16 protein-coding genes are annotated in these 19,861 nt (G+C 70.1%); all 16 read right to left on the bottom strand.

From position 1 onward, the window contains the following. Positions 1 to 25: 25 nt before the first annotated feature. Positions 26 to 688: a cell division protein SepF gene (locus AWC16_RS06975; protein WP_085264124.1), complete on the bottom strand. Its 663-nt coding sequence runs from the start codon at positions 686 to 688 to the stop codon at positions 26 to 28. Between the two features lie 152 nt (positions 689 to 840). Next, a complete protein-coding gene (gene pgeF / locus AWC16_RS06970; RefSeq protein ID WP_085264051.1) occupies positions 841 to 1,548 on the bottom strand; it encodes a peptidoglycan editing factor PgeF in 708 nt (235 codons plus the stop codon). Positions 1,549 to 1,566: 18 nt separating this feature from the next. Continuing rightward, the gene (gene ftsZ / locus AWC16_RS06965) at positions 1,567 to 2,730 is read right to left on the bottom strand and encodes a cell division protein FtsZ (RefSeq protein WP_085264050.1); all 1,164 of its coding nucleotides are present in this window, start codon (positions 2,728 to 2,730) and stop codon (positions 1,567 to 1,569) included. Positions 2,731 to 2,980: 250 nt separating this feature from the next. Next, complete coding sequence (locus AWC16_RS06960) at positions 2,981 to 3,922, bottom strand: cell division protein FtsQ/DivIB (RefSeq protein ID WP_085264123.1); 942 nt, start codon at positions 3,920 to 3,922, stop codon at positions 2,981 to 2,983. Positions 3,923 to 3,960: 38 nt separating this feature from the next. Next, complete coding sequence (gene murC, locus AWC16_RS06955) at positions 3,961 to 5,445, bottom strand: UDP-N-acetylmuramate--L-alanine ligase (RefSeq protein ID WP_085264049.1); 1,485 nt, start codon at positions 5,443 to 5,445, stop codon at positions 3,961 to 3,963. A 61-nt stretch (positions 5,446 to 5,506) separates the two neighbouring features. Next, entirely contained in the window at positions 5,507 to 6,652 is a 1,146-nt protein-coding gene (gene murG / locus AWC16_RS06950) for an undecaprenyldiphospho-muramoylpentapeptide beta-N-acetylglucosaminyltransferase (RefSeq protein WP_085264048.1), read from the bottom strand. Positions 6,653 to 6,655: 3 nt separating this feature from the next. Then, positions 6,656 to 8,179, bottom strand: coding sequence for a putative lipid II flippase FtsW (gene ftsW / locus AWC16_RS06945; RefSeq protein ID WP_085264047.1), 1,524 nt, complete (start codon positions 8,177 to 8,179; stop codon positions 6,656 to 6,658). Then, positions 8,176 to 9,645: a UDP-N-acetylmuramoyl-L-alanine--D-glutamate ligase gene (murD, locus tag AWC16_RS06940; protein ID WP_085264046.1), complete on the bottom strand. Its 1,470-nt coding sequence runs from the start codon at positions 9,643 to 9,645 to the stop codon at positions 8,176 to 8,178. The genes ftsW and murD overlap by 4 nt, the downstream gene beginning before the upstream one ends. Before the next feature lies 1 nt (position 9,646). After that, entirely contained in the window at positions 9,647 to 10,726 is a 1,080-nt protein-coding gene (gene mraY / locus AWC16_RS06935; protein ID WP_085264045.1) for a phospho-N-acetylmuramoyl-pentapeptide-transferase, read from the bottom strand. After that, complete coding sequence (locus tag AWC16_RS06930) at positions 10,723 to 12,231, bottom strand: UDP-N-acetylmuramoyl-tripeptide--D-alanyl-D-alanine ligase (protein WP_085264044.1); 1,509 nt, start codon at positions 12,229 to 12,231, stop codon at positions 10,723 to 10,725. The genes mraY and AWC16_RS06930 overlap by 4 nt, the downstream gene beginning before the upstream one ends. Next, the gene (locus AWC16_RS06925; RefSeq protein WP_085264122.1) at positions 12,228 to 13,787 is read right to left on the bottom strand and encodes a UDP-N-acetylmuramoyl-L-alanyl-D-glutamate--2,6-diaminopimelate ligase; all 1,560 of its coding nucleotides are present in this window, start codon (positions 13,785 to 13,787) and stop codon (positions 12,228 to 12,230) included. Before AWC16_RS06925 ends, AWC16_RS06930 begins: the two co-directional genes overlap by 4 nt. 592 nt (positions 13,788 to 14,379) lie before the next feature. Next, on the bottom strand, positions 14,380 to 16,392 hold the full coding sequence (locus AWC16_RS06920; protein WP_085264043.1) for a peptidoglycan D,D-transpeptidase FtsI family protein: 2,013 nt from the start codon (positions 16,390 to 16,392) through the stop codon (positions 14,380 to 14,382). Continuing rightward, positions 16,389 to 17,483, bottom strand: a complete 1,095-nt coding sequence (gene ftsL, locus AWC16_RS06915; protein ID WP_409370682.1) for a cell division protein FtsL — start codon at positions 17,481 to 17,483, stop codon at positions 16,389 to 16,391. Before ftsL ends, AWC16_RS06920 begins: the two co-directional genes overlap by 4 nt. Next, positions 17,480 to 18,691 carry a 16S rRNA (cytosine(1402)-N(4))-methyltransferase RsmH gene (rsmH, locus tag AWC16_RS06910; protein WP_085264041.1) on the bottom strand — a complete coding sequence of 404 codons (1,212 nt, stop codon included), beginning with the start codon at positions 18,689 to 18,691 and terminating at the stop codon, positions 17,480 to 17,482. The genes ftsL and rsmH overlap by 4 nt, the downstream gene beginning before the upstream one ends. Further along, positions 18,666 to 19,097, bottom strand: a complete 432-nt coding sequence (gene mraZ / locus AWC16_RS06905; RefSeq protein WP_085262741.1) for a division/cell wall cluster transcriptional repressor MraZ — start codon at positions 19,095 to 19,097, stop codon at positions 18,666 to 18,668. Before mraZ ends, rsmH begins: the two co-directional genes overlap by 26 nt. 310 nt (positions 19,098 to 19,407) lie before the next feature. Further along, positions 19,408 to 19,809, bottom strand: coding sequence for a DUF3040 domain-containing protein (locus AWC16_RS06900; protein WP_085264040.1), 402 nt, complete (start codon positions 19,807 to 19,809; stop codon positions 19,408 to 19,410). Between the last annotated feature and the right edge of the window lie 52 nt (positions 19,810 to 19,861).

Genomic DNA, 19,861 nt, shown 5'->3' with positions numbered 1-19,861 from the left:
TGACCGGCCCGACTGTCAGCCCAGCCTACCGATAAGCGTAGAAACCGGTCTCGGCGATCCGGCGACGCTCCTCGGGCGACACGTCGACATCGGCCGGCGAGAGCAGAAACACCTTGGTCGCGACCTTGTCGAATGAGCCGCGCAGGGCGAAGGCGAGGCCTGCCGCGAAGTCGACCAACCGCTTGGCGTCGGCGTTGTCCATCGACACCAGATCCATGATCACCGGGGTGCCGTCGCGGAATCGCTCACCGATGGTGCGCGCCTCGCTGTAGTCCTTGGGCCGAAGCGTGGTGATCTTCGACAGCGGGCTGCTCTCGTCGAACATCATCGCCATCCGGCGTGGCTCCATCGCCAGGGCGCCGCGGGTGGCACCGCGCAGCGAGGCGAAGCGTGAGCGCTCGAAGTCGCGAGGACGGTCGAACTCGCGGGTGCGGTAGCGGGGGTCGTCCTCGTAGCCGCCCCGGTAACCGGCGGGCGCGTCGTCGTAGTCCCGGTCCTCGAATCGGTCGTCGTAGCGGCCCTCCGAACGGCCTCCGACCCGGTCGAAGACGTCCTCGGCGAACCGCTCCGCCCGAGGGGCGTAATCGCGCGAGCCCGCGCGGTCATCGCCGTCGTCGTAGTAGTCGTCGTCGTAGTCCTCCATTGGAGCCATCCCGAAGTAGGCCTTGACCTTGTGGAGTGTGCTCATCATTGGACCCTTCTCTGATGACTGTGATGAAGGTGTGACTGAAGTGACTAATAACGGTGACGGTAACGGCAGCGAGCGCCTTGGCGTGGCAACGACACGCGGACAGTCACAACCGGTTTCACCCACCCCCGCCAGCGACATCCATTACGGACTCATTCCAGCCATACCAGTGATGCGAGCCGGCCGGTGAGCCCGTCGCGGCGGTGGCTGAACAGGTTGGGGTCGGCCGCCGTGCAGCGCGGGTCGACGTCGACCGCTTCAACGCCCAATTCCCGTAATTGCCGGGCGATTCCGGCCCGCAGATCCAGGCCTGGCGTGCCCGCGGCGGTGACGGTGCGACTGCCCGGCAATGCCGCCTCCACCTCGTCTGCCATCGCAGCGGGCACCTCGTAGTTCGGCCCGCTCACCGCCGGGCCCAGCAAAACCGAGATGTCGCCGATCTGGGCACCGGCCGCCAACATCTGCTCCAGGGCGCGAGCGACCACGCCGTGCTGCGCGCCCACCCGGCCGGCATGGACCGCGGCGATCACCCCGGCACGCGCATCGGCCATCAGCACCGGGACGCAGTCGGCGGTCACCACCACCATCGCCAGCCGGGGCACCGCGGTGACCAGTGCGTCGGTCGCGTCTACCGGGGTGTCGCGCGGCCCGTCGACGACCACCACATGATCGCTGTGCACCTGGTTCATCCACACCAGCCGGTCGGGTCCCAGCCCGGTGGCCGTCGCCAGCCGCGAACGGTTGGCCGCTACCGCCGCCGGATCATCGCCGACGTGATCGCCGAGGTTGAAGCTGTCGAACGGAGCCGCCGACACGCCACCGGAGCGGGTGGTCGTCACCCGCCGGACGCGAAAACTCACCGGCCCGCGACCCTGTTGCTAGTGGCGCATGAACGGCGGAACGTCGACGTCATCGTCATCGACTCCGTCATCGCCGTTGCGTCCGCCGACGCTGACCGTCGCACCGTTGGTGGGGGCGGGCACACTGACCGCATCCACCGGGTCGAACAGCGATGAGGTGACCTTGCCGGCCTGCCCGGACGCCATCGCGTGCCGGGCCTGACCGGGCGTCCCGGTCACCGGCTTGCGGCCCGAGCCGGCGGAGTCGAAGCCCGCAGCGATCACCGTTACCCGGACTTCGTCGCCGAGCGAGTCGTCGATCACGGTGCCGAAGATGATGTTGGCCTCGGGGTGCGCGGCGTCCTGGACCAGCGATGCCGCCTCGTTGATCTCGAACAACCCCAGGTCACTGCCGCCGGCGACCGACATCAGCACGCCCTGGGCGCCTTCCATCGAGGCCTCCAGCAACGGCGAGTTGATCGCGATCTCGGCGGCTTTGAGCGCCCGGCCGTCACCGCGGGCCGATCCGATGCCCATCAGCGCGGTGCCGGCGCCGCTCATGATGCCCTTGACGTCGGCGAAGTCGACGTTGATCAGGCCGGGGGTGGTGATCAGATCGGTGATGCCCTGGACACCGTTGAGCAGTACCTCGTCGGCGCTGCGGAACGCGTCCATCAGCGAGACCTGGGCGTCGCCCATCTGCAGCAGCCTGTCGTTGGGGATCACGATCAGGGTGTCGCAGCTCTCCCGTAGCGAGCTGATCCCGTTCTCGGCCTGGGCGCTGCGGCGCTTGCCCTCGAAGGAGAACGGCCGGGTGACCACGCCGACGGTCAGCGCCCCGAGCTTGCGCGCGATGGTCGCGACCACCGGTGCGCCGCCGGTTCCGGTGCCGCCGCCCTCGCCGGCGGTGACGAACACCATGTCGGCGCCGCGCAACAGCTCCTCGATCTCATCTTTGGCGTCTTCGGCGGCCCGCCGGCCCACTTCCGGGTCGGCGCCGGCGCCGAGGCCCCGGGTGGAGTCGCGCCCGACGTCGAGCTTGACGTCGGCGTCGCTCATCAACAGTGCCTGCGCGTCGGTGTTGATCGCGATGAACTCGACGCCCTTGAGGCCCTGCTCGATCATCCGGTTGACGGCGTTGACGCCGCCACCACCGATACCCACGACTTTGATGACGGCCAGATAGTTATGCGGTGGGGTCATCGTTCGTCTTCCTCCCTGGTGGGATTGGAGTCCTCTCTGGGGCCGGGCCTGGCGCGGAACTCCCGATCTGCCTTGCGTCAAACCTCGCCAAACCCTCAACCTCAACCAAAGGCTTAGAGTTATGTCAAGTTGGCCCGCGCAACCGCCACAGTAGGGCCGCCCCCGCCGTCATCGGCGCCGACGCGCCGAGACACGCCGCGCGAGTTTTCCTCGAAGGCCACGAATTTTCGCTGAGGAACCGCCGGCCGAGCTACCGAACGGTAGGCAGATCCGGACTCGACACGTCGTAGGTGTGGCCGGGCTGGGTGAGCAGCGCCGCGAGCTTCTGAGCCTTTTCCACGGTGCGGTCGGTATTGCCCCAGACCACCACTCTGCCGTCGGCCAGGGTCAGGGTGATCGACGCCACCGACGGGGCCGCCACCCGGCTGATCTGCCCGGCGACCTCGGGGGCCAGCGCGGTCATCACCTGCAGTGCGGCGCGGCTGGAAGGATCGGTCGGGCCGGGGTTGTCCACGTCGAAGTACGGCAGCATCGTCGAAGGCACTGCCGTCGCGAAGTCGACGCCGTCTCGGTCGAACAGGTGCGGTCCGTCCGGAAAGTCCTTGTACACCACGGCAACCCGCTCGATCACCGCGATACCCAGCGACGACGGATACTGCCGCTGCACCCGGGTGCTGGCGACCCGCCGAATCGCGGCGACCCGCTCGGCAACCCCTCCGGTGTCAACCTGCAGCAGCGGCGTTCCGAGCCGCACCTGCGCCACGTCCAGCACCTCTTCGCGAGTCACCGCCGCGATCCCGGTGACCTCGATGTCGCGCACCGACATGACCGGTGTGAAGTACAGGATCAGCCCGAGCCCGACGACGAGCACCACCGCCAGAAATGCGGCCAGCACCATCTTCAGACCCCGGATGGTGCCCCGCGAAACACGTTTCGGCGGCTCCGCAGAACCAGTACGCAGTCGCCGCTTGGCCTCTCGGCGGGCCTGTTCTATCGCCTCGGCACGCGCCTGCGCGGCGCGGCGCTCTGCCCGCTCGCGGCGGGCCCGCCGCCGCGGGCCCTCGACCTCGGCGGGCTCGTCGGCGCCCGCGGCTTCCCCGGTGTCCGGGGCATCCGGGCGGTCCGGTGCGGGGTCGGCGGTGTCGGTGTCGCCGACCGCGTGGTCCTTCGCTACGTCCCCGTTCTCCCCCACCGACTCCGGTTCATCCGCTGGGGTTTCGGGCGGCACGCTCACAGCACGCCCGGGCGGCCGGGAGGGGTCCGGTCGGCCCTCGCCCGCAGCGCGGTCACGATCTCCGGGCCCAGCACGGTCACATCGCCGGCGCCCATGGTGACGATCACGTCACCGGGACCGGCCGCCGCGGCCACCGCCTCGGGCACCGCCGAGAAGTCCGGCAGATAATGCACCGGAACGCTCACGTGCTCGGCGACGCTCGCCCCACTCACACCGGGCAACGGCTGCTCGCGCGCACCGTAGACATCGAGCACGAAGACCTCATCGGCGCCGTCCAGCGACTGGCCGAACTCGGCGGCGAAAGCCTTTGTCCGCGAATACAGATGCGGCTGAAACACCACCAGGCTGCGGCCCGTTCCGCGTTCGGCCAGCAGGGCGCGGACCGCGGTCAGTGTCGCGGCGATCTCGGTGGGATGGTGCGCGTAGTCGTCGAAAACCCGCACCGAGCCGGACGTACCCGCCGAGCCCACCAACTCGAACCGGCGGCGCACCCCGTCGAACCCGGCCAGGCCGTCGAGCACCGCCTCCAGCGGTGCGCCGACTTCGATGGCCGCCAGCAGCGCGCCCAGCGCATTGAGCGCCATGTGCCGGCCCGGCACCGACAGCCGCATCGCCAAGCGCTCAGTCGACCCGGCCAGCGTGATCTCCGCGACCGCGCCGGTGCCCTGCTGCTCCCAGCTCAGCAGCGAGCCGGCCAGCTCCTGCTGGCCGCGGCCTTCGGTGCCGTAGCGCAACACCCGGATGCCCTGTGCTGCAGTGCGGTCGGCCAGTGCGGCGGCTCCGGGGTCGTCGACGCACACCACCACCGCCCCGCCCGGAGTGAGGCGCTCGACGAACGAGTCGAACACCTGCGTGTAGGCCTCCGCGCTGCCGAAGAAGTCCAGGTGGTCGGCTTCGATGTTGGTCACCACCGCGACGTTGGGGGTGTACTCCAGCAGTGAGCCGTCACTCTCGTCGGCCTCGGCGACAAAGAGCGGTCCGCTGCCATGGTGGGCGTTGGTGCCGGCTTCTGCACCGGCAGAACCCAACTCGCCGCCGACCGCGAAGGACGGGTCCAGCCCGCAGTGCTGCAAGGCGACCACCAGCATCGATGTCGTGGTCGTTTTGCCGTGGGTGCCGGTGACCATCAGCGTGGTGCGCCCCGCCATCAGCTTGGCCAGCACCGCCGGCCGCAACACCACCGGGATGCCGCGTCGGCGGGCCTCGACGAGTTCGGGGTTCGTCTTGGGGATCGCCGCATGGGTGGTCACCACGGTGGTCACCCCACCGGGCAGCAGGTCCAGGGCGGAGGCGTCGTGGCCTATCCGGACCTGCGCGCCGCGGGCCCGCAGCGCGTGGATCCCGCGTGACTCCTTGGCATCCGAGCCCGACACCAGGCCACCACGGTCCAGCAGGATGCGGGCGATACCGGACATGCCCGCTCCCCCGATGCCGACCATGTGCACTCGGCTCAGTTCCGGCGGCAGCGGCGAGGCGCTCATGCCGCTCACCGGCCGTCCCTCGCTGCGCTCGCGACATCCAGCGCGACGGCGCTCATGCCGCTCACCGGCCGTCCCTCGCTGCGCTCGCGACATCCAGCGCGACGGAAGCCACCCGCCGTGCCGCCTCCGGGTGCCCGGCCAGGGCCGCGGCGCTTGTCATCGCGGCCAGTCGCGGGGTGTCGGTGAGCAGCCCGGCGACGGTCTCCGCGACGAAGTCCGGTGTCAGCGCGGCGTCGTCGACCAGCACCCCGCCGCCGGCGTTGACCACCGGAAGGGCGTTGAGGCGCTGTTCGCCGTTGCCGATAGGCAGCGGCACGTACACCGCCGGCAGCCCGACCGCCGACACCTCGGCGACCGTCATCGCCCCGGACCGGCAGATCGCCAGGTCGGCGGCCGCATACGCCAAGTCCATCCGGTCCAGATAGGGCACCGCGACATACGGCGGATCACCCTCGGCGGGCTGCGGCAGGTCCAGGGTGTTCTTCGGGCCGTGCGCGTGCAACACCGAAACACCAGACGCGGCAAGATGTTTGGCTGCCCCGGCTACCGCCCGGTTGATCGACTGGGCGCCCTGCGATCCGCCGAACACCAACAGCACCCGGGCGTCCGGGGCGAAGCCGAACTCAGCGCGCGCCGCCGCGCGCAGCGCCGCCCGGTCCAACGTGGTGATCGCCGCGCGGACCGGCACCCCGACCACCTCGGGGTGCGCCAGGCCGCAGTCGGGGACGGCCGAGAGCACGCGCTGCGCACCCCGGGCACCGACCCGGTTGGCCAGACCGGCGCGTGCGTTGGCCTCGTGGATCACCACCGGAACCCGCCGCGCACCGAGGCCACGCGCGGCCAGATATGCCGGCAGCGCCACGTAGCCGCCGAAGCCGATCACCACGTCGGCCTGCACGGCGCGCAGCACCGCCCGGGTCTCCCGGACGGCACGCAGCACTCGCAGCGGCAGCCGGGCGAGGTCGGCGTTGAGCTTGCGCGGCAACGGCACCGGGGTGATCAACTCCAGGTCATAACCGCGTGCGGGTACCAGTCTGGTCTCCAGACCGCGGGCGGTGCCCAGCGCGGTGATCCGGACGTCCGGGTCCAGGGAGCGCAGCGCGTCGGCGACCGCCATCGCAGGCTCGACATGGCCGGCGGTGCCACCGCCGGCGAGGACCACCGAGAGCGGCACACCGCGGTCCGGCTTGATGACCGAGTCGTTCACCGCCTATCGCTGACCTTCCAACGCTCGTGCGCGACCGCCTGTCGGACGCGCGCCGGCGTGACGCCGGGCGCCTCCATTTTGCCCTGCGCGGCCGGTGCCTCGACTCGCCGCCCGGGCCTGCGGCTGCGTGGTGGTGCGCTGCCGTCCCGAGCCGGCTGGAGTGCGCCCGCCCGCACGTTGCCGTCCGGCCGGTTGCGGCCGCGACCGCAGCCGGTCACGCAGCGCCTCGATCCGGGTCGGCGCATACGGTTCCGGCAGCGGCAGCCGCAGGATCCGGTTCATCCGGTCCTCCCGGCCGGCACGCAGCGCCGCGACCGCCTCCGGCTCATGCCGGGCCGCATTGGCCATGATGCCGATCATGAACAAGGTTGTCGCGGTGGAGGTTCCACCCGCGGATATGAGCGGTAGCTGGATTCCGGTGACCGGCAGCAGCCCGATCACATAGCCGACGTTGATGAACGACTGGCCGATCACCCACATCGTGGTGGTCGCGGTCAGCAGCCGCAGGAACGGGTCCGCGGAGCGCTTCGCGATCCGCATTCCGGTGTAGGCGAACAGGCCGAACAGCGCCAGCAGCCCGAACCCGCCGATGAAGCCGAGTTCTTCACCGATGATGGCGAAGATGAAGTCGTTGTGGGCGTTGGGCAGGTAGTTCCACTTCGCGGTGCCCTGGCCCAGCCCGTCGCCGAAGATGCCGCCGTTGGCCAGTGCGAACTTCGCCTGCCGCGCCTGATAGCCGGCGTTCATCGGGTCCGCGTCGGGGTCGAGCCAGGATCGCACCCGGTCGGAGCGGTAGCCCTCCGAGATGGCGAGTATCGCCGCGGCCGTAACGACCGAGAACAGCGAGCTGGTGAACACCTTCAGCGGCAGACCGGCGTACCACAGCAGCGCGAGCAGGATGATGCCCAGCGAGACGGTCTGCCCCAGGTCGGGCTGGGCGACGATCAGCGCCAGGGCGACCACGGCGGCCGGCACCAGCGGGATGAGCATCTCGCGCAGCGTCGCCCGCTCCATGCGTCGTCCCGCCAGCAGGTGTGCGCCCCAGATCGCGAAGGCGATCTTGGCCAGCTCGGAGGGCTGCATGGAGAAGCCGGCGATGACGAACCAGCCGCGCGAGCCGTTGGACAGCGTGCCGATGCCCGGGATCAGCACCAACACCAGCAGCACGATGGTGAACGCGAAGCCGGGAAAAGCCAGGCGGCGCATGAGCCGCACCGGCATCCGCAACGCCACGTAGCAGCCGAACAGCCCGATCACCGTCCAGAGCACCTGCTTGCCGAAGATCCGCCAGGCCGAGCCGTCGACACCGTAGGACTCCACCCCGGAAGCGGACAGCACCATGATCAGGCCCAGCGTGGTCAGCAGGGCGGCGACCGCGACGATCAGGTGAAACGACGTCATCGGCCGGCCCAGCCAGGCGCCGAACCGGGTGCGCGGCTCGGCCTTGACGGGCTTGTCCGCTGTCGTCTCATCGGCGGAGGCGGCGGCCCCGGCATTGCGCCGCAGCCGGGCCAGGACGCCGATCACACCGACCCTGCCGCGGAGCGCGCCGCGGCCGCGAACGCATCGCCTCGGGCGCCGTACCCGGAGAACTGGTCGAAGGACGCCCCCGCGGGAGCCAGCAACACTGTGTCGCCCGGCCGGGCCAGGTCGCGGGCCGCGGCCACCACAGCCGTCATCACCCGCGCGCCCAGCGACTCCTCAGGCCCATCAGCTACTCGTCTCACACTAGTAACTGGAGGCACAGCAGTATCACCCATACCAATATCCTCGCCTGTCACAACGTGGACGACGGGGACATCCGGTGCGTGTCGTGATAACGCCTTGGCAACCTCGCCGCGATCCCGACCGATCAACACGGCCCCGGCCAGGTGACCGGCGATTCTGGCCACGGTCGCCTCCACCGAGGCGCCCTTGAGCAGCCCGCCGGCCACCCACACCACCCGCGGGTAGGCCAGTACCGAAGCCTCTGCCGCGTGCGGGTTGGTGGCCTTGGAGTCGTCGACATAGCTGATGCCGGCGTCGACGACGACCAGTTCGGCCCGGTGCCGGCCGACTTGGAACGACGCCAGCGCATCGGCGATCGCCTCGGGAGGCACGTCCACGCTGCGGGCCAGGGCGGCGGCGGCCAGCGCGTCCAGGGTGCCGACCGGTCCGGGCACCGGTATCGACGCCACCGGCGCCAGCGCCACACCGTCGACTGCCACCTGATCGGCAAAGGCCCTGTCGACCAGCATGCCGTCGACCACCCCGAGTTCGCCGGGCGCCGGCTCGCCGAGCCGGAAACCCACTTTCACCGGGGCCGGTGCGGTGTCCCGCAGCGCTGCCGCACGCGCGTCGTCCATGCCGACCACCGCCACCCGCCCGCCTAGGGCACGTGCCTTGTCGGCCGTGTAGGCGGCCATGCTGCCGTGCCAGTCCAGGTGGTCTTCGGCGATGTTGAGCACCGCGCCGGCCTCCGGGCGCAACGACGGGGCCCAGTGCAGCTGGAAGCTGGACAGCTCGACGGCCAACAGCTCGGCCGGCTGCCCCAGCACATCCAGGACGGGGCTGCCGATGTTGCCGCACAACTGGGCACGCCGGCCCGCGGCGACCAGCATGGCGTACAGCATCGACGTGGTGGTGGTCTTGCCGTTGGTGCCGGTCACCACCAGCCAACGCCGGGGTGGTCCGTAGTGGCCGGCGGCATCCAACCGCCAGGCCAGTTCCACATCGCCCCACACCGGCACCCCGGCTTCGGCCGCCGCCGCCAGTACCGGTGTGGCGGGGCCGAATCCGGGGCTGGTGACCACCAGGGCGTAATCGGCGATCTGCGCCACGGCTGCGGCGGGGCTCAGCGTCGTCACACCCGCATACGCACGCAGCGCGGCAGGGTCGTCGTCGCACAGCGTCAGGTCCAGGCCCAGCGGCGCCAACGCCTTCAGCACCGCCCGGCCGGTCACGCCGGCGCCGGCGACCAGCACTCGCGCGCCGGCGGACAGCTCGCCCAGCACGTCAGCCGCCTACGGCGGTGAACCACTCGCCGTAGAACATGGAGACGCCCAATCCACAGGCGATGGCGGTGAGCAGCCAGAACCGGATGATCACGGTGGTCTCGGCCCAGCCGGCCAACTCGAAGTGATGATGGAACGGCGCCATCCGGAACACCCGGCGCCCGGTGCTGCGAAACGCCAGGATCTGCACCACGACCGAGGTGATCTCCGCGACGAAGAGTCCGCCGAGCACCACCGCGAGGATCTCGGTGCGGGTGGTGATCGACATGCCGGCGATCACCCCGCCCAGCGCCAGCGACCCGGTGTCGCCCATGAAGATCTTCGCCGGTGCGGCATTCCACCACAGGAATCCGATGCAGGCGCCCGCGGTCGCGGCGGCGATCAGCGCCAGGTCCAGGGGATCGCGCACGTTGTAGCAGCCCAGCCCGGGCGCGATCGCACAGGCATTGCGATGCTGCATCACGGTGATCAACACGTAGGCGGCGCTGACCATCGCCATGGAGCCGGCGGCCAGGCCGTCCAGGCCGTCGGTGAAGTTGACCGCGTTGGACCACGCGCTGACGATCAGGATGACGAACAACACGAACACCGCCGCCGGCAGCGTCACGGTGGCGATGTCGCGGACGTAGGACAGTTGCAGGCTTCCCGGGGTCAGCCCGGACTCGTTGCGGAAACACAGCACCAGCAACCCGAACAGCGTTGCCGCGGTGACCTGTCCGACGGTCTTGGCCGTCTTGTCCAGGCCGAGGTTGCGCGACCGGCGGATCTTGATCAGGTCGTCGACGAAACCGACCCCGCCCAGCGCGGTGGCCAGGCCCAGCACCAGCAGGCCCGATGCCGTCGGCCCGGTGCCGTAGAACACCAGGCCGGCCAGCTGAGCGGTCAGATAGCCCGCCCAGATCCCGGCCACGATCGCCACGCCGCCCATCGACGGGGTGCCGCGTTTGCTCTGGTGGCTGGCCGGGCCGTCCTCGCGGATCTCCTGGCCGAACCCCTGCTTGGTGAACACCCGGATCAGCACCGGGGTCAGCAGGATCGCGACCAGCAGCGCGACGCCCGCGGCGACGAGGATCATTATCATCGGCGATCTCCTGGGTCTTCGCTGGTCAGAGCCTCAGCCAGGGCGGTCAACCCCGCCGAGTTGGAAGCCTTGACCAGCACCACGTCGCCGGGCCGCAACTCGGAGCGCAACAGGGCCAGGGCGGCATCGACGTCTTGTACCGCGGTGGCCTCGGCGCCCCAGGATCCCTCCATGACCGCGCCGTGCAGCATCGCGCCCATCGATCTCCCTACTCCGACGACAATGAGACGAGACACATCTAAGCGCACCGCGAGCCGTCCGATGCGGTCATGCTCAGATATCGCGTCCTCGCCCAGCTCGGCCATCTCCCCCAACACCGCCCAGCTGCGCCGTACCTCGGCGCCGGGATCCTCACCGCGGGCGATCCAGGCCAGCGCCTGCAGCGCCGCCCGCATGGAGTCCGGATTGGCGTTGTAGGAGTCGTCGATCACAGTCACCCCGTCCGCGCGGGTACTGACCTGCATCCGGTGCCGCGATATCGGTCCGGCACCGGCCAGGGCGTCGGTCACCTGCTGCGGCGTGGCACCGCATTCCAAGGCGACCGCGGCCGCGCACAGCGCGTTGCCGACCTGGTGATCCCCGGACACCCCGAGCCGTACCTGGGATTCACCCTGCCCCGAGTGCAGGGTGAACCGCGGGCGGGCCAGCTCGTCGAGCGCCACCGGCCCGGCCCACACGTCGGCGGGGGCCGCGCGGCTGACCCGCACCACCCGGGCGGCGGTCTTGCCGGCCATCGCCGCGACCGCCGGGTCGTCGACGTTGAGGACCACTACGCCGGACTCCGGAACAGCTTGCGCCAGTTCGGCTTTGGTCTCGGCAATCGCCTCGCGGGAGCCGAACTCGCCCAGGTGCGCGGTCCCGACGTTGAGCACGACCGCCACCTGCGGCGGGGCGATGGCCGCCAGCTCCGCGATGTTGCCGCGATGCCGCGCGGACAGCTCCAGCACCAGGTAGTCGGTGTTCTCGTCGGCCCGCAGCACCGTCCACGGGTGGCCCAGCTCGTTGTTGAACGACCCGGGCGGGGCCACCACCTCCCCCAGCGGCGCCAGCACCGCGGCGATCAGATCCTTCGTCGAGGTCTTGCCCGACGATCCGGTGATACCGACGATCGTGAGGCCCTTGGCCACCAGGACGGCGGAGACCGCCGCGGCCAGTTTGGCCAACGCCGCCAGCACCGCCGCGCCGGATCCGGCCGCGTCGTCGTGCTCGAGTGCACCGGAGCGACTGTCCGGTGCCGAGTCCGCCGGGCTGACAACGATGGCCGGCACCCCGACCGGACGGGCAGCCAGTACCGCGGCCGCACCGGCGGCCACTGCCGCCGCCGCATGGTCGTGGCCGTCGGCACGCGCCCCGGGCAACGCCAGGAACAACCCGCCCGGGGCGATCCGGCGGGAATCGAACTCGACGGTCCCGGTGACGACGGTGCGTGCGGCCTGCTCCGGGGAGATGTCGGCCAGCCGGCCGCCGACGATCTCGGCGATCTGCGCGACCGTCAGCGCGATCATCTGTGCTGCTCCCGCGCTTCCAGCGCCTGGGCCAACTCCACCCGGTCGTCGAAGGGCTGAGTCCGCCCGCCGGCGGTCTGACCGGTTTCGTGTCCCTTGCCCGCGACCAGCACCACGTCACCGGGTCGTGCCCAGCGCACCGCGTGCTCGATCGCAGCCCGCCGGTCACCGATCTCGACCACCTCGGCGGGACCGGCGGCGGCACCGGCCAGGATGGCGCGCCGGATATCGGCGGGGTCCTCCCCACGCGGGTTGTCATCGGTGACCACCACCAGATCGGCCGTCTCCGCGGCGATCCGGCCCATCGGCTCGCGCTTGCCGTGATCACGGTCGCCGCCGGCGCCGAACACCACCGCCAGCCGCCCGGCCGTGTCGCCCAACTCCTGGCGCAGGGTCTGCAGCACCGCGGCCAGGGCACCCGGTTTGTGCGCGTAGTCGACCACCGCCAGGAAGCTCTGCCCGCGGTCGATCGGCTCCATCCGGCCGGGAACCCGCGCGTCACGCAGGCCGGGGGCCGCCTGCTCCGGCGACACCCCCACCGCATCGAGGATGGCCAGCGCCACAAGACAATTCGCGACGTTGTAGTCCCCGGGCAGCCCGATACCGATCTCATGGTGCACGCCGGCCGGGTCGACGGCCACGAACTCCCTTCCGCGTGAGCCCGCGCCACCGGTGCTCAGCTGTTCGATGCCCCAGTCCGCCGGGCGGCCCGTCGCGCTGACAGTGATCGGTGCGGTGGCGCGCGCCGCCATTGCCTGGCCGGCGTCGTCGTCCACACAGACCACCGCCCGGGCGGCGTGCAGGGGTGACGCCGGATCGATCAACCGGGCCTTGGCCTCGAAGTAGTCCGCCATGGTCGGGTGAAAGTCGAGGTGGTCACGGGACAGGTTGGTGAAGGCACCCACCGCAAACCGGGTGCCGTCCACCCGGCCCAGCGTCAGGGCATGGCTGGACACCTCCATCACCGCGGTGTCGACTCCGCGCTGGGCCATCAGCGCCAGCAGCGCCTGCAGAGCCGGCGCCTCCGGCGTGGTCAGCGCACTGGGAAGGTCGGCGCCGTCGATGCGGACCCCCACCGTGCCGATCAGCCCGGCGGTTCGGCCCGCGGCACGCAACCCCGCCTCGACCAGATAGGTGGTGGTGGTCTTGCCGGATGTCCCGGTGATCCCGATGACCGTGACCCGCTCGCAAGGATGTCCGTAGACGGTGGCCGCCAGTTCACCCAAGACGGTGCGGGGAGCCGGATGAACCAGCACCGGGGTGTCGGGTGCGGTTGTGCTGTCGGCGATTTCGGTGACTCCCGTCCCGTCGGAGAGCACCGCTGCCGCGCCCCGGGCGACCGCGTCGGCCACGAACCGTGCCCCGTGGGTGGTCGTGCCGGGCAGCGCCGCGAACAGGTCGCCCGGGCGCACATCCTGGGCACGCAGGGTCAGCCCGGTGATCGGCAGCTCCGGCACCACGTCGCCGGTGGCCGCGACCGCCCCGATCTGGGCCGCCAGCGCACGCAGCGACGTGCCTGCACCGACGTCAGGGCGCAGAGCAGCAGGCACCGCCATCACCTCCATCGGCCACGGCCAGGTCGTCAGGATCGGACCTGAGACTACCTAGGCGGACGGCGACCGCGGTGCAGGCGATCCGCCTTGGGCCGACGGCGGGTCACAACGGTGGCGATTGTCCGGGCTGGGCGGCGGGTTCCGTCCCGCCCCGCCGCCGAATGAACCCGACAATTCAGCCGTCGGAAGGTGGCGGCTGCTGAGCCCTTTTGTCAAACATGCATTTGAAGTCCCCGGGTGCGCACCCATACTCGGTCGGATCCGGTAGGTCCACACAGCGGTCACCGGACTTGGTCATGAAGCAGCCGCTGGCTTGATATCCGCTCGCGACGCCGGCTTCATATCCACTCACGATGGGGCTACCGAGCAACCCGACAGCAACGATGCCGGTCGCGGCTGCCAGGATCGCCGGAATTCGGTTACCGCTCGCAATTCTTTTTCGGGCCATGATCGACCCTTTCTTTCGGTGCCGGAATCCACTTGTTCCAGCGATGTCCGAACGATAAGCACAAAGCCACTGCTCAGATCCGAAAATCCAGACATTCTCGTCTCGGAAACCCCAGTGTGAAGGCGAGCGTCCGGCGTAGGAGAACCTCTACATCGCCTGCAGGATCAGCGGCGGGCCGGGGTCGGGCGACAGCGGCACGTTGTGGCGCTGCAACAGCCAGCTGGCGATGTTGTGGAACAACGGGGCGGCCGAGGTGCCCGGTGATCCGTCGGCGGCGTGGTGGGGGTTGTCCATCATCAGGCCGATGACGTAGCGCGGATTGTCCGCAGGCGCGATCCCGGCGAAGGTGATCCAGTAGACGTCGTCGTAATAGCAACCACAGGCCGGGTTGATCTGCTGCGCGGTACCGGTCTTCCCGGCGATCTGGTAGCCGTCGACCGCGGCCTGCCACCCGGTGCCCTGCTGAACACCCGTCGGATCGCGCTGCACCACCGAGCGCAGCATGTTGCGCACGGTCGTCGCGGTCTGCTCCGACACGACCCGGACGCCTTCGGGCCGCGGTTCCTCGGTGCGACTGCCGTCGGCGGCGATGGTGGACTTGATGATTCGCGGCGGGATCCGCAGCCCGTCGTTGGCGATGGCCTGGTACATCCCGGCCATCTGCAGCAATGTCATCGAAAGTCCCTGGCCGATCGGCAGGTTGGCGAACGAGCTGCCCGACCACTGATCCACCGGCGGGACCAGGCCGGCGCTCTCGCCGGGCAGAGCCACACCGGTGCGCTGTCCCAGCCCGAACTTCTCCAGCATGTCGAACCAACGCTCGGGCCCCACCCGCTGCGCGAGCATCAGGGTGCCCACGTTGGAGGACTTACCGAAGATCCCGGTCGTGGTGTAGGGCGCGACGCCGTGCTCCCACGCGTCGCTGACGGTGACGTCGGCGACGTTGATCGATCCGGGGACCTGCAGGACCTCGTCGGGGTTGGACAGGCCGTGCTCGATGACCGAGGCGGCGGTGATGATCTTGTTCACCGAGCCGGGCTCGAACGGCGAGGACACCGCCGGATTGCCGAGCTCCCGGTCCTCCTGGCGCCCGACGTCCTGGGACGGATCGAAGGTGTTGTCACCGGCCATCGCCAGCACCTCGCCGTTCTTGGCGTCCAACACCACCGCCGTGACGTTGTGGGCACCGGAGACGTTCTTGGCCTGCTGCACCTGCTGCTGAACGTAGAACTGGATGTCGTCGTCGAGGGTGAGCTGGATCGTCGAGCCGTTGACGGCTCGGTGGCGGTTGCGGTAGCTGCCCGGGATCACCACGCCGTCGGAGCCGCGGTCATAGGTGACCGACCCGTCGGTTCCGGCCAGCACGGCGTCCATCGAGTCCTCCAGGCCCAGCAGGCCGTGGCCGTCCCAGTCGATGCCACCGACGATGTTGGCGGCCAGCGACCCTCCCGGGTATTGCCGCAGGTCCTGACGCTCGCTGCCGACCTCCGGGCACTTCTCGGTGATCGCCTCGGCCACCGCCGGGTCGACGGCGCGGGCGAGGTAGACGAAGGTGTCGTTGCTGCGCAGCTTCTTGAGCAAGGTCGCCGCGTCCGGTTTGTTGCCGAGCCGGACGGCGATCTCCTTCGCGATCTCCTGCAGCCGCAGCTGTGGGTCCGGGGAGGCGGGGTCCTTCTTCTTGGCCTCCGCGAGCTGCTTGCCGATCTTGACCGGCTGGAAGGACAGTGCCCGCGCCTCGATGGTGAACGCCAGCTTGTCGCCGTTGCGGTCGATGATGTCGCCACGCATCGCCTGTTGGACGTCGGTGACCTTGAGCTGTCCGGCGGCCTCGGCGCGCAGTCCGGATGCGCGCGGGACCTGCAGGTAGAACAGCTGGGCCGCCGACAGCGCCAGCACCAGGAAGATGACCGCGTTGCCGGTGCGGTGCCGGAAGACGAATGACGCGCTGCGCAGACCCAGCTCGGCGGCGGGCCGGGTACGACGCTCGCGGGCCGAATGTCCGGTTGTCGGAGTTGCTTTCGGCTCCTTGGCTGACTTGGCCGTCTTAGCGGTCTTGGCCGGCGGGGTGGGCTTGACGGCTCGGCCGGCTTTGCGCCTGGCGGCCTTGGCCGAGCTGTCGGCGCGTCGCGCCGGCCCGGTACCCCGCTCGGCCCGTCTCATCGCGCGGCTCCCGGGACCACCGGCAACCCCGCGGACTCCGGCGGGAGCGGGGGCTGCGGCGGCAACACGGCCTCGGGCGGCAGCACCGCCGACGGTGGCAACACGGCCTCCGGGGGAAGCGATCCGTCCGGCGGCAGTACCGCCTCAGGCGACAGCACGGCCTCGGGCGGCAGCACGGACCCCGGGGGCAACGCGACGGGCGGGATCTCGAGCGCGGCGGGACCCGGCGCGGGCCCGGCCACAGGCGTACCGGGCGCACCGGGCATGCCGGGAATGATCAGCGGCGCACCCGGCACCGCGGATGCGGGCGGGCCGGCGACAGGCAGGTGCCGACTGTCCAGCTTCGGTCCGGCGGGCGGCACCCGGACCGGCACCTCCGCCGGGGGCGGCGCGGGGGCCTCGGGCAGCTTGGTGTTCAGCGGAGGCGGCGGCACCCCCTCGGCGGGCTTCGGAACTCCCACGACCACCCAGTTGCCGACCGGGTCCTGGATCAGGTGTGCGGTGTCCCGGCTCGGGATCATGCCCAACTCGCGAGCCGCCTCGGCCAGCGCCGGCGCGGACTCGGCCGTGAGCACGTCACGTTCGAGCGCCTCCTTCTGCTGCAGCAGAACCCGGTTACGTTCCCGGATATTGCCCAGCTGGTAGGAGCGCTCGGCGGCGTCCGTCGACAGCCACAGCGTGATCCCCAGCCCGATGCCGAGCGCGCCGATGATCAACACGACGAATGGAACCTTGGCCGCCAAAGTGCGTGGCCGCAGGTCGATCGACGCCAGCCGGGTGATCAGCCGTTCGCGTAACGGGACCCGCACCACCTTGGGCGCCTTGGCCTTCCGCGCCTTGGCCCGCGCTTTGGCCTGCTTGGTGCTCTTCGGCGGAGCCGGCCTGGTGTCGGGACGAAGCGCCGCCGCGTTCTGCGGCCCGGACCGCGGCCGCGTTTCGCGCCCCGGTGCGGGCGCGGTCCCGCGCTGCCGGCGCGGACCCCGGGCCTGCGAAGCCTCGTTCGTGCGACGCTGCCCGGTGCGGGTCACGCTCTCGGGGCCACGACGCCGATCGCCTTGCCGCACCACAGGTTTGCGCTTAGACGCCATCAATTCCCCCTCGATGCCGCGATCGAACCGGACTGGACACGCTGGACGGCACGCAACCGGACCGAGCCCGCTCGCGGATTGCGCTCGACCTCATCCGCGTCGGCCTGTTCGGCGCCGCGCGTCAGCGTGATGAACTTCGGTTTGTCGCCGGGCAATTCGACCGGCAGATCGACCGGTGTGCGCGACGTGGTCACCGCGGCGAACAACTGCTTGACGATCCGATCCTCCAACGACTGGTAGGACATCACCGCCACCCGACCCCCCACCGCCAGCGCATCCAGCGCCGCCGGCAGCGCATCGCGCAGCGAGTCCAGCTCGCCGTTGACCGCGATGCGCAGGGCCTGAAACGTCCGCTTGGCCGGATGCCCCCCGGTACGCCGCGCCGGCGCCGGAATCGCGTCATAGAGCAGGGCCGTCAACTCCCCCGTCGAGGTGAACGGGGTCTGGGCCCGGCGCCGGACGATGTGCGCGGTGATTCGGGATGCGAAACGTTCCTCGCCGTAGCGGCGCAGGATGTCGGTCAGCGCTGCGGCGTCGTAGGTGTTGACGATGTCGGCGGCGGTGAGTTCGCCCTCCGGGTCCATCCGCATGTCCAATGGGGCGTCGTGGGAGTAGGAGAAGCCCCGCTCCGTCCGGTCGAGCTGCATCGAGGAGACACCGAGATCGAACAACACCGCGTCGACTGATCCGGTTGCGGCCAAACCTGATTCGGACAACGCGGCGGCGATCCCGTCGTAGCGGGTGCGGACTGTCTGCAGGCGATCGGAGAAGCGGACCAAACGGTCACCGGCGATCTCGAGGGCGGTGGTGTCACGGTCCAGGCCGATGACCCGCAGGCCGGGGAACTCGGTCAGAAATCGTTCCGTGTGCCCGCCGGCGCCGAGAGTGGCATCGACGAGGATCGCGCCGCTGCCGTCGGGTGATTTCGCGGTCAGCGCCGGGGCCAGCAGCTCTACACAACGCTCCAGCAGCACCGGCACATGGCCGAACTCGCCCTGCTCCGCCACGGCAAGACCTCCCGATCCGGTCTGGTGGCGGTCGACCCGCTGCGCCCGGCTCCGCCGCGCTTGCGATCGCCCGCCAGCCGCTCCTGCCTCGAGGTCCCTGCCCGATGGCACGAACCTGACGTTGGGGAAGTACGTCAGGGTCGGTTCGGACAGAGGCCACGAGGCACGGGCGTGCGCCTCAGATGATGTCGCTGAGTGCTTCATCGCTGGCCGCGGAGAAGTTCTCTTCGTGGGTCTGCTGGTAGTCGCTCCAGGCCTGCGCATCCCAGATCTCCAGGTAGTCGACCGACCCGATGACCACGCACTCCTTGGACAGGTTCGCGTAGCGGCGGTGGTCGGGCGACAGGGTGATCCGGCCCTGGCCGTCCGGGTGCTGTTCGTCGGTGGCGGCGGCCAGGTTACGCAGGAACGCCCGCGCTTCCGGGTTGCTGCGCGACGCCTTGGCTGCCCGGCGGGCCAACTGCTCGAACTCCGCCCGGGGATACACGGCCAGGCTGTGGTCCTGACTCTTGGTGACCATCAACCCTCCTGCCAACGCATCACGAAACTTCGCGGGCAGTGTCAGCCGCCCCTTGTCGTCGAGCTTGGGCGTGTAGGTGCCGAGAAACACCGGCCACCTCCCGCCCAGTCGACATCGTCAGCCCACGATACCCCACAATCCCCCACTATGCACCATTTAAAGGGTGCTACTCACCCCTACGCCCCACACGACCGGCGTTTTCTGGCCCCGAAAGGCCCCAGAGACTCCCCCTTGGCCCGGAAATTCCCAGTTCAGAGCAGGTGGGGACGAAGTGGGGCCCGGTGGGGGGCCGCCGAGGCCCAGTCAGGCCCCAATGGAATACAGCGGCCGTACGACCAGATGCGCGCATGAAAAAGGGCAGCCGATCGGCTGCCCCTTCACGTCAAACGTGCCGCTGGATCTACGGCTCGAACCGGCGTCGGAATCGGTCCTCCATCCGGCTGGCGAAAGTGCCGCTGGCGCCCTTGACCCGCCGCTGTGCGTTCCCGGCCGACTTCTCCGCACCATCCCGGCCGGCGGCAGCCTGGTTGCCGGTGATGGCGAAGACCACACCACCGAACATGACCACGAAACCCAGCACACTCAGAATCAGGAACCCGGGATTGACGGTCGCGTAGAACGGGATACCGGACACCAGCATCACCAGGCCGACCACGAACAGTGTCGTACCCTGCACCCGGCGCCGGGTGGTGGGAGTACGCAGGGCGCCACCGCGAACGCTGGAAGCGAACTTGGGGTCCTCGGCGTAGAGGGCGCTCTCGATCTCGTCGAGCATGCGCTGTTCATGATCGGAGAGTGGCATTCGTCCCTCCTTGCCGACGGCCGCTCATAACCACTGCCCACGGCTGCATACG

Source organism: Mycolicibacter longobardus (genome assembly GCF_002102265.1).
GTDB classification, from domain to species: domain Bacteria; phylum Actinomycetota; class Actinomycetes; order Mycobacteriales; family Mycobacteriaceae; genus Mycobacterium; species Mycobacterium longobardum.
The sequence above is the reverse complement of the archived record's forward strand: the minus strand, read 5'-3'. Positions and strand labels throughout refer to the sequence as shown.

Coding starts and splice junctions, on each gene's coding strand:
- AWC16_RS06975 (WP_085264124.1), bottom strand. CDS start 688: ATGAGCACACTCCACAAGGTCAAGGCCTACTTCGGGATGGCTCCAATG.
- ftsZ (WP_085264050.1), bottom strand. CDS start 2,730: ATGACCCCACCGCATAACTATCTGGCCGTCATCAAAGTCGTGGGTATC.
- murC (WP_085264049.1), bottom strand. CDS start 5,445: ATGAGCGCCTCGCCGCTGCCGCCGGAACTGAGCCGAGTGCACATGGTC.
- mraY (WP_085264045.1), bottom strand. CDS start 10,726: ATGATAATGATCCTCGTCGCCGCGGGCGTCGCGCTGCTGGTCGCGATC.
- AWC16_RS06930 (WP_085264044.1), bottom strand. CDS start 12,231: ATGATCGCGCTGACGGTCGCGCAGATCGCCGAGATCGTCGGCGGCCGG.
- AWC16_RS06925 (WP_085264122.1), bottom strand. CDS start 13,787: ATGGCGGTGCCTGCTGCTCTGCGCCCTGACGTCGGTGCAGGCACGTCG.
- AWC16_RS06920 (WP_085264043.1), bottom strand. CDS start 16,392: ATGAGACGGGCCGAGCGGGGTACCGGGCCGGCGCGACGCGCCGACAGC.
- rsmH (WP_085264041.1), bottom strand. CDS start 18,691: ATGAAGCACTCAGCGACATCATCTGAGGCGCACGCCCGTGCCTCGTGG.
- AWC16_RS06900 (WP_085264040.1), bottom strand. CDS start 19,809: ATGCCACTCTCCGATCATGAACAGCGCATGCTCGACGAGATCGAGAGC.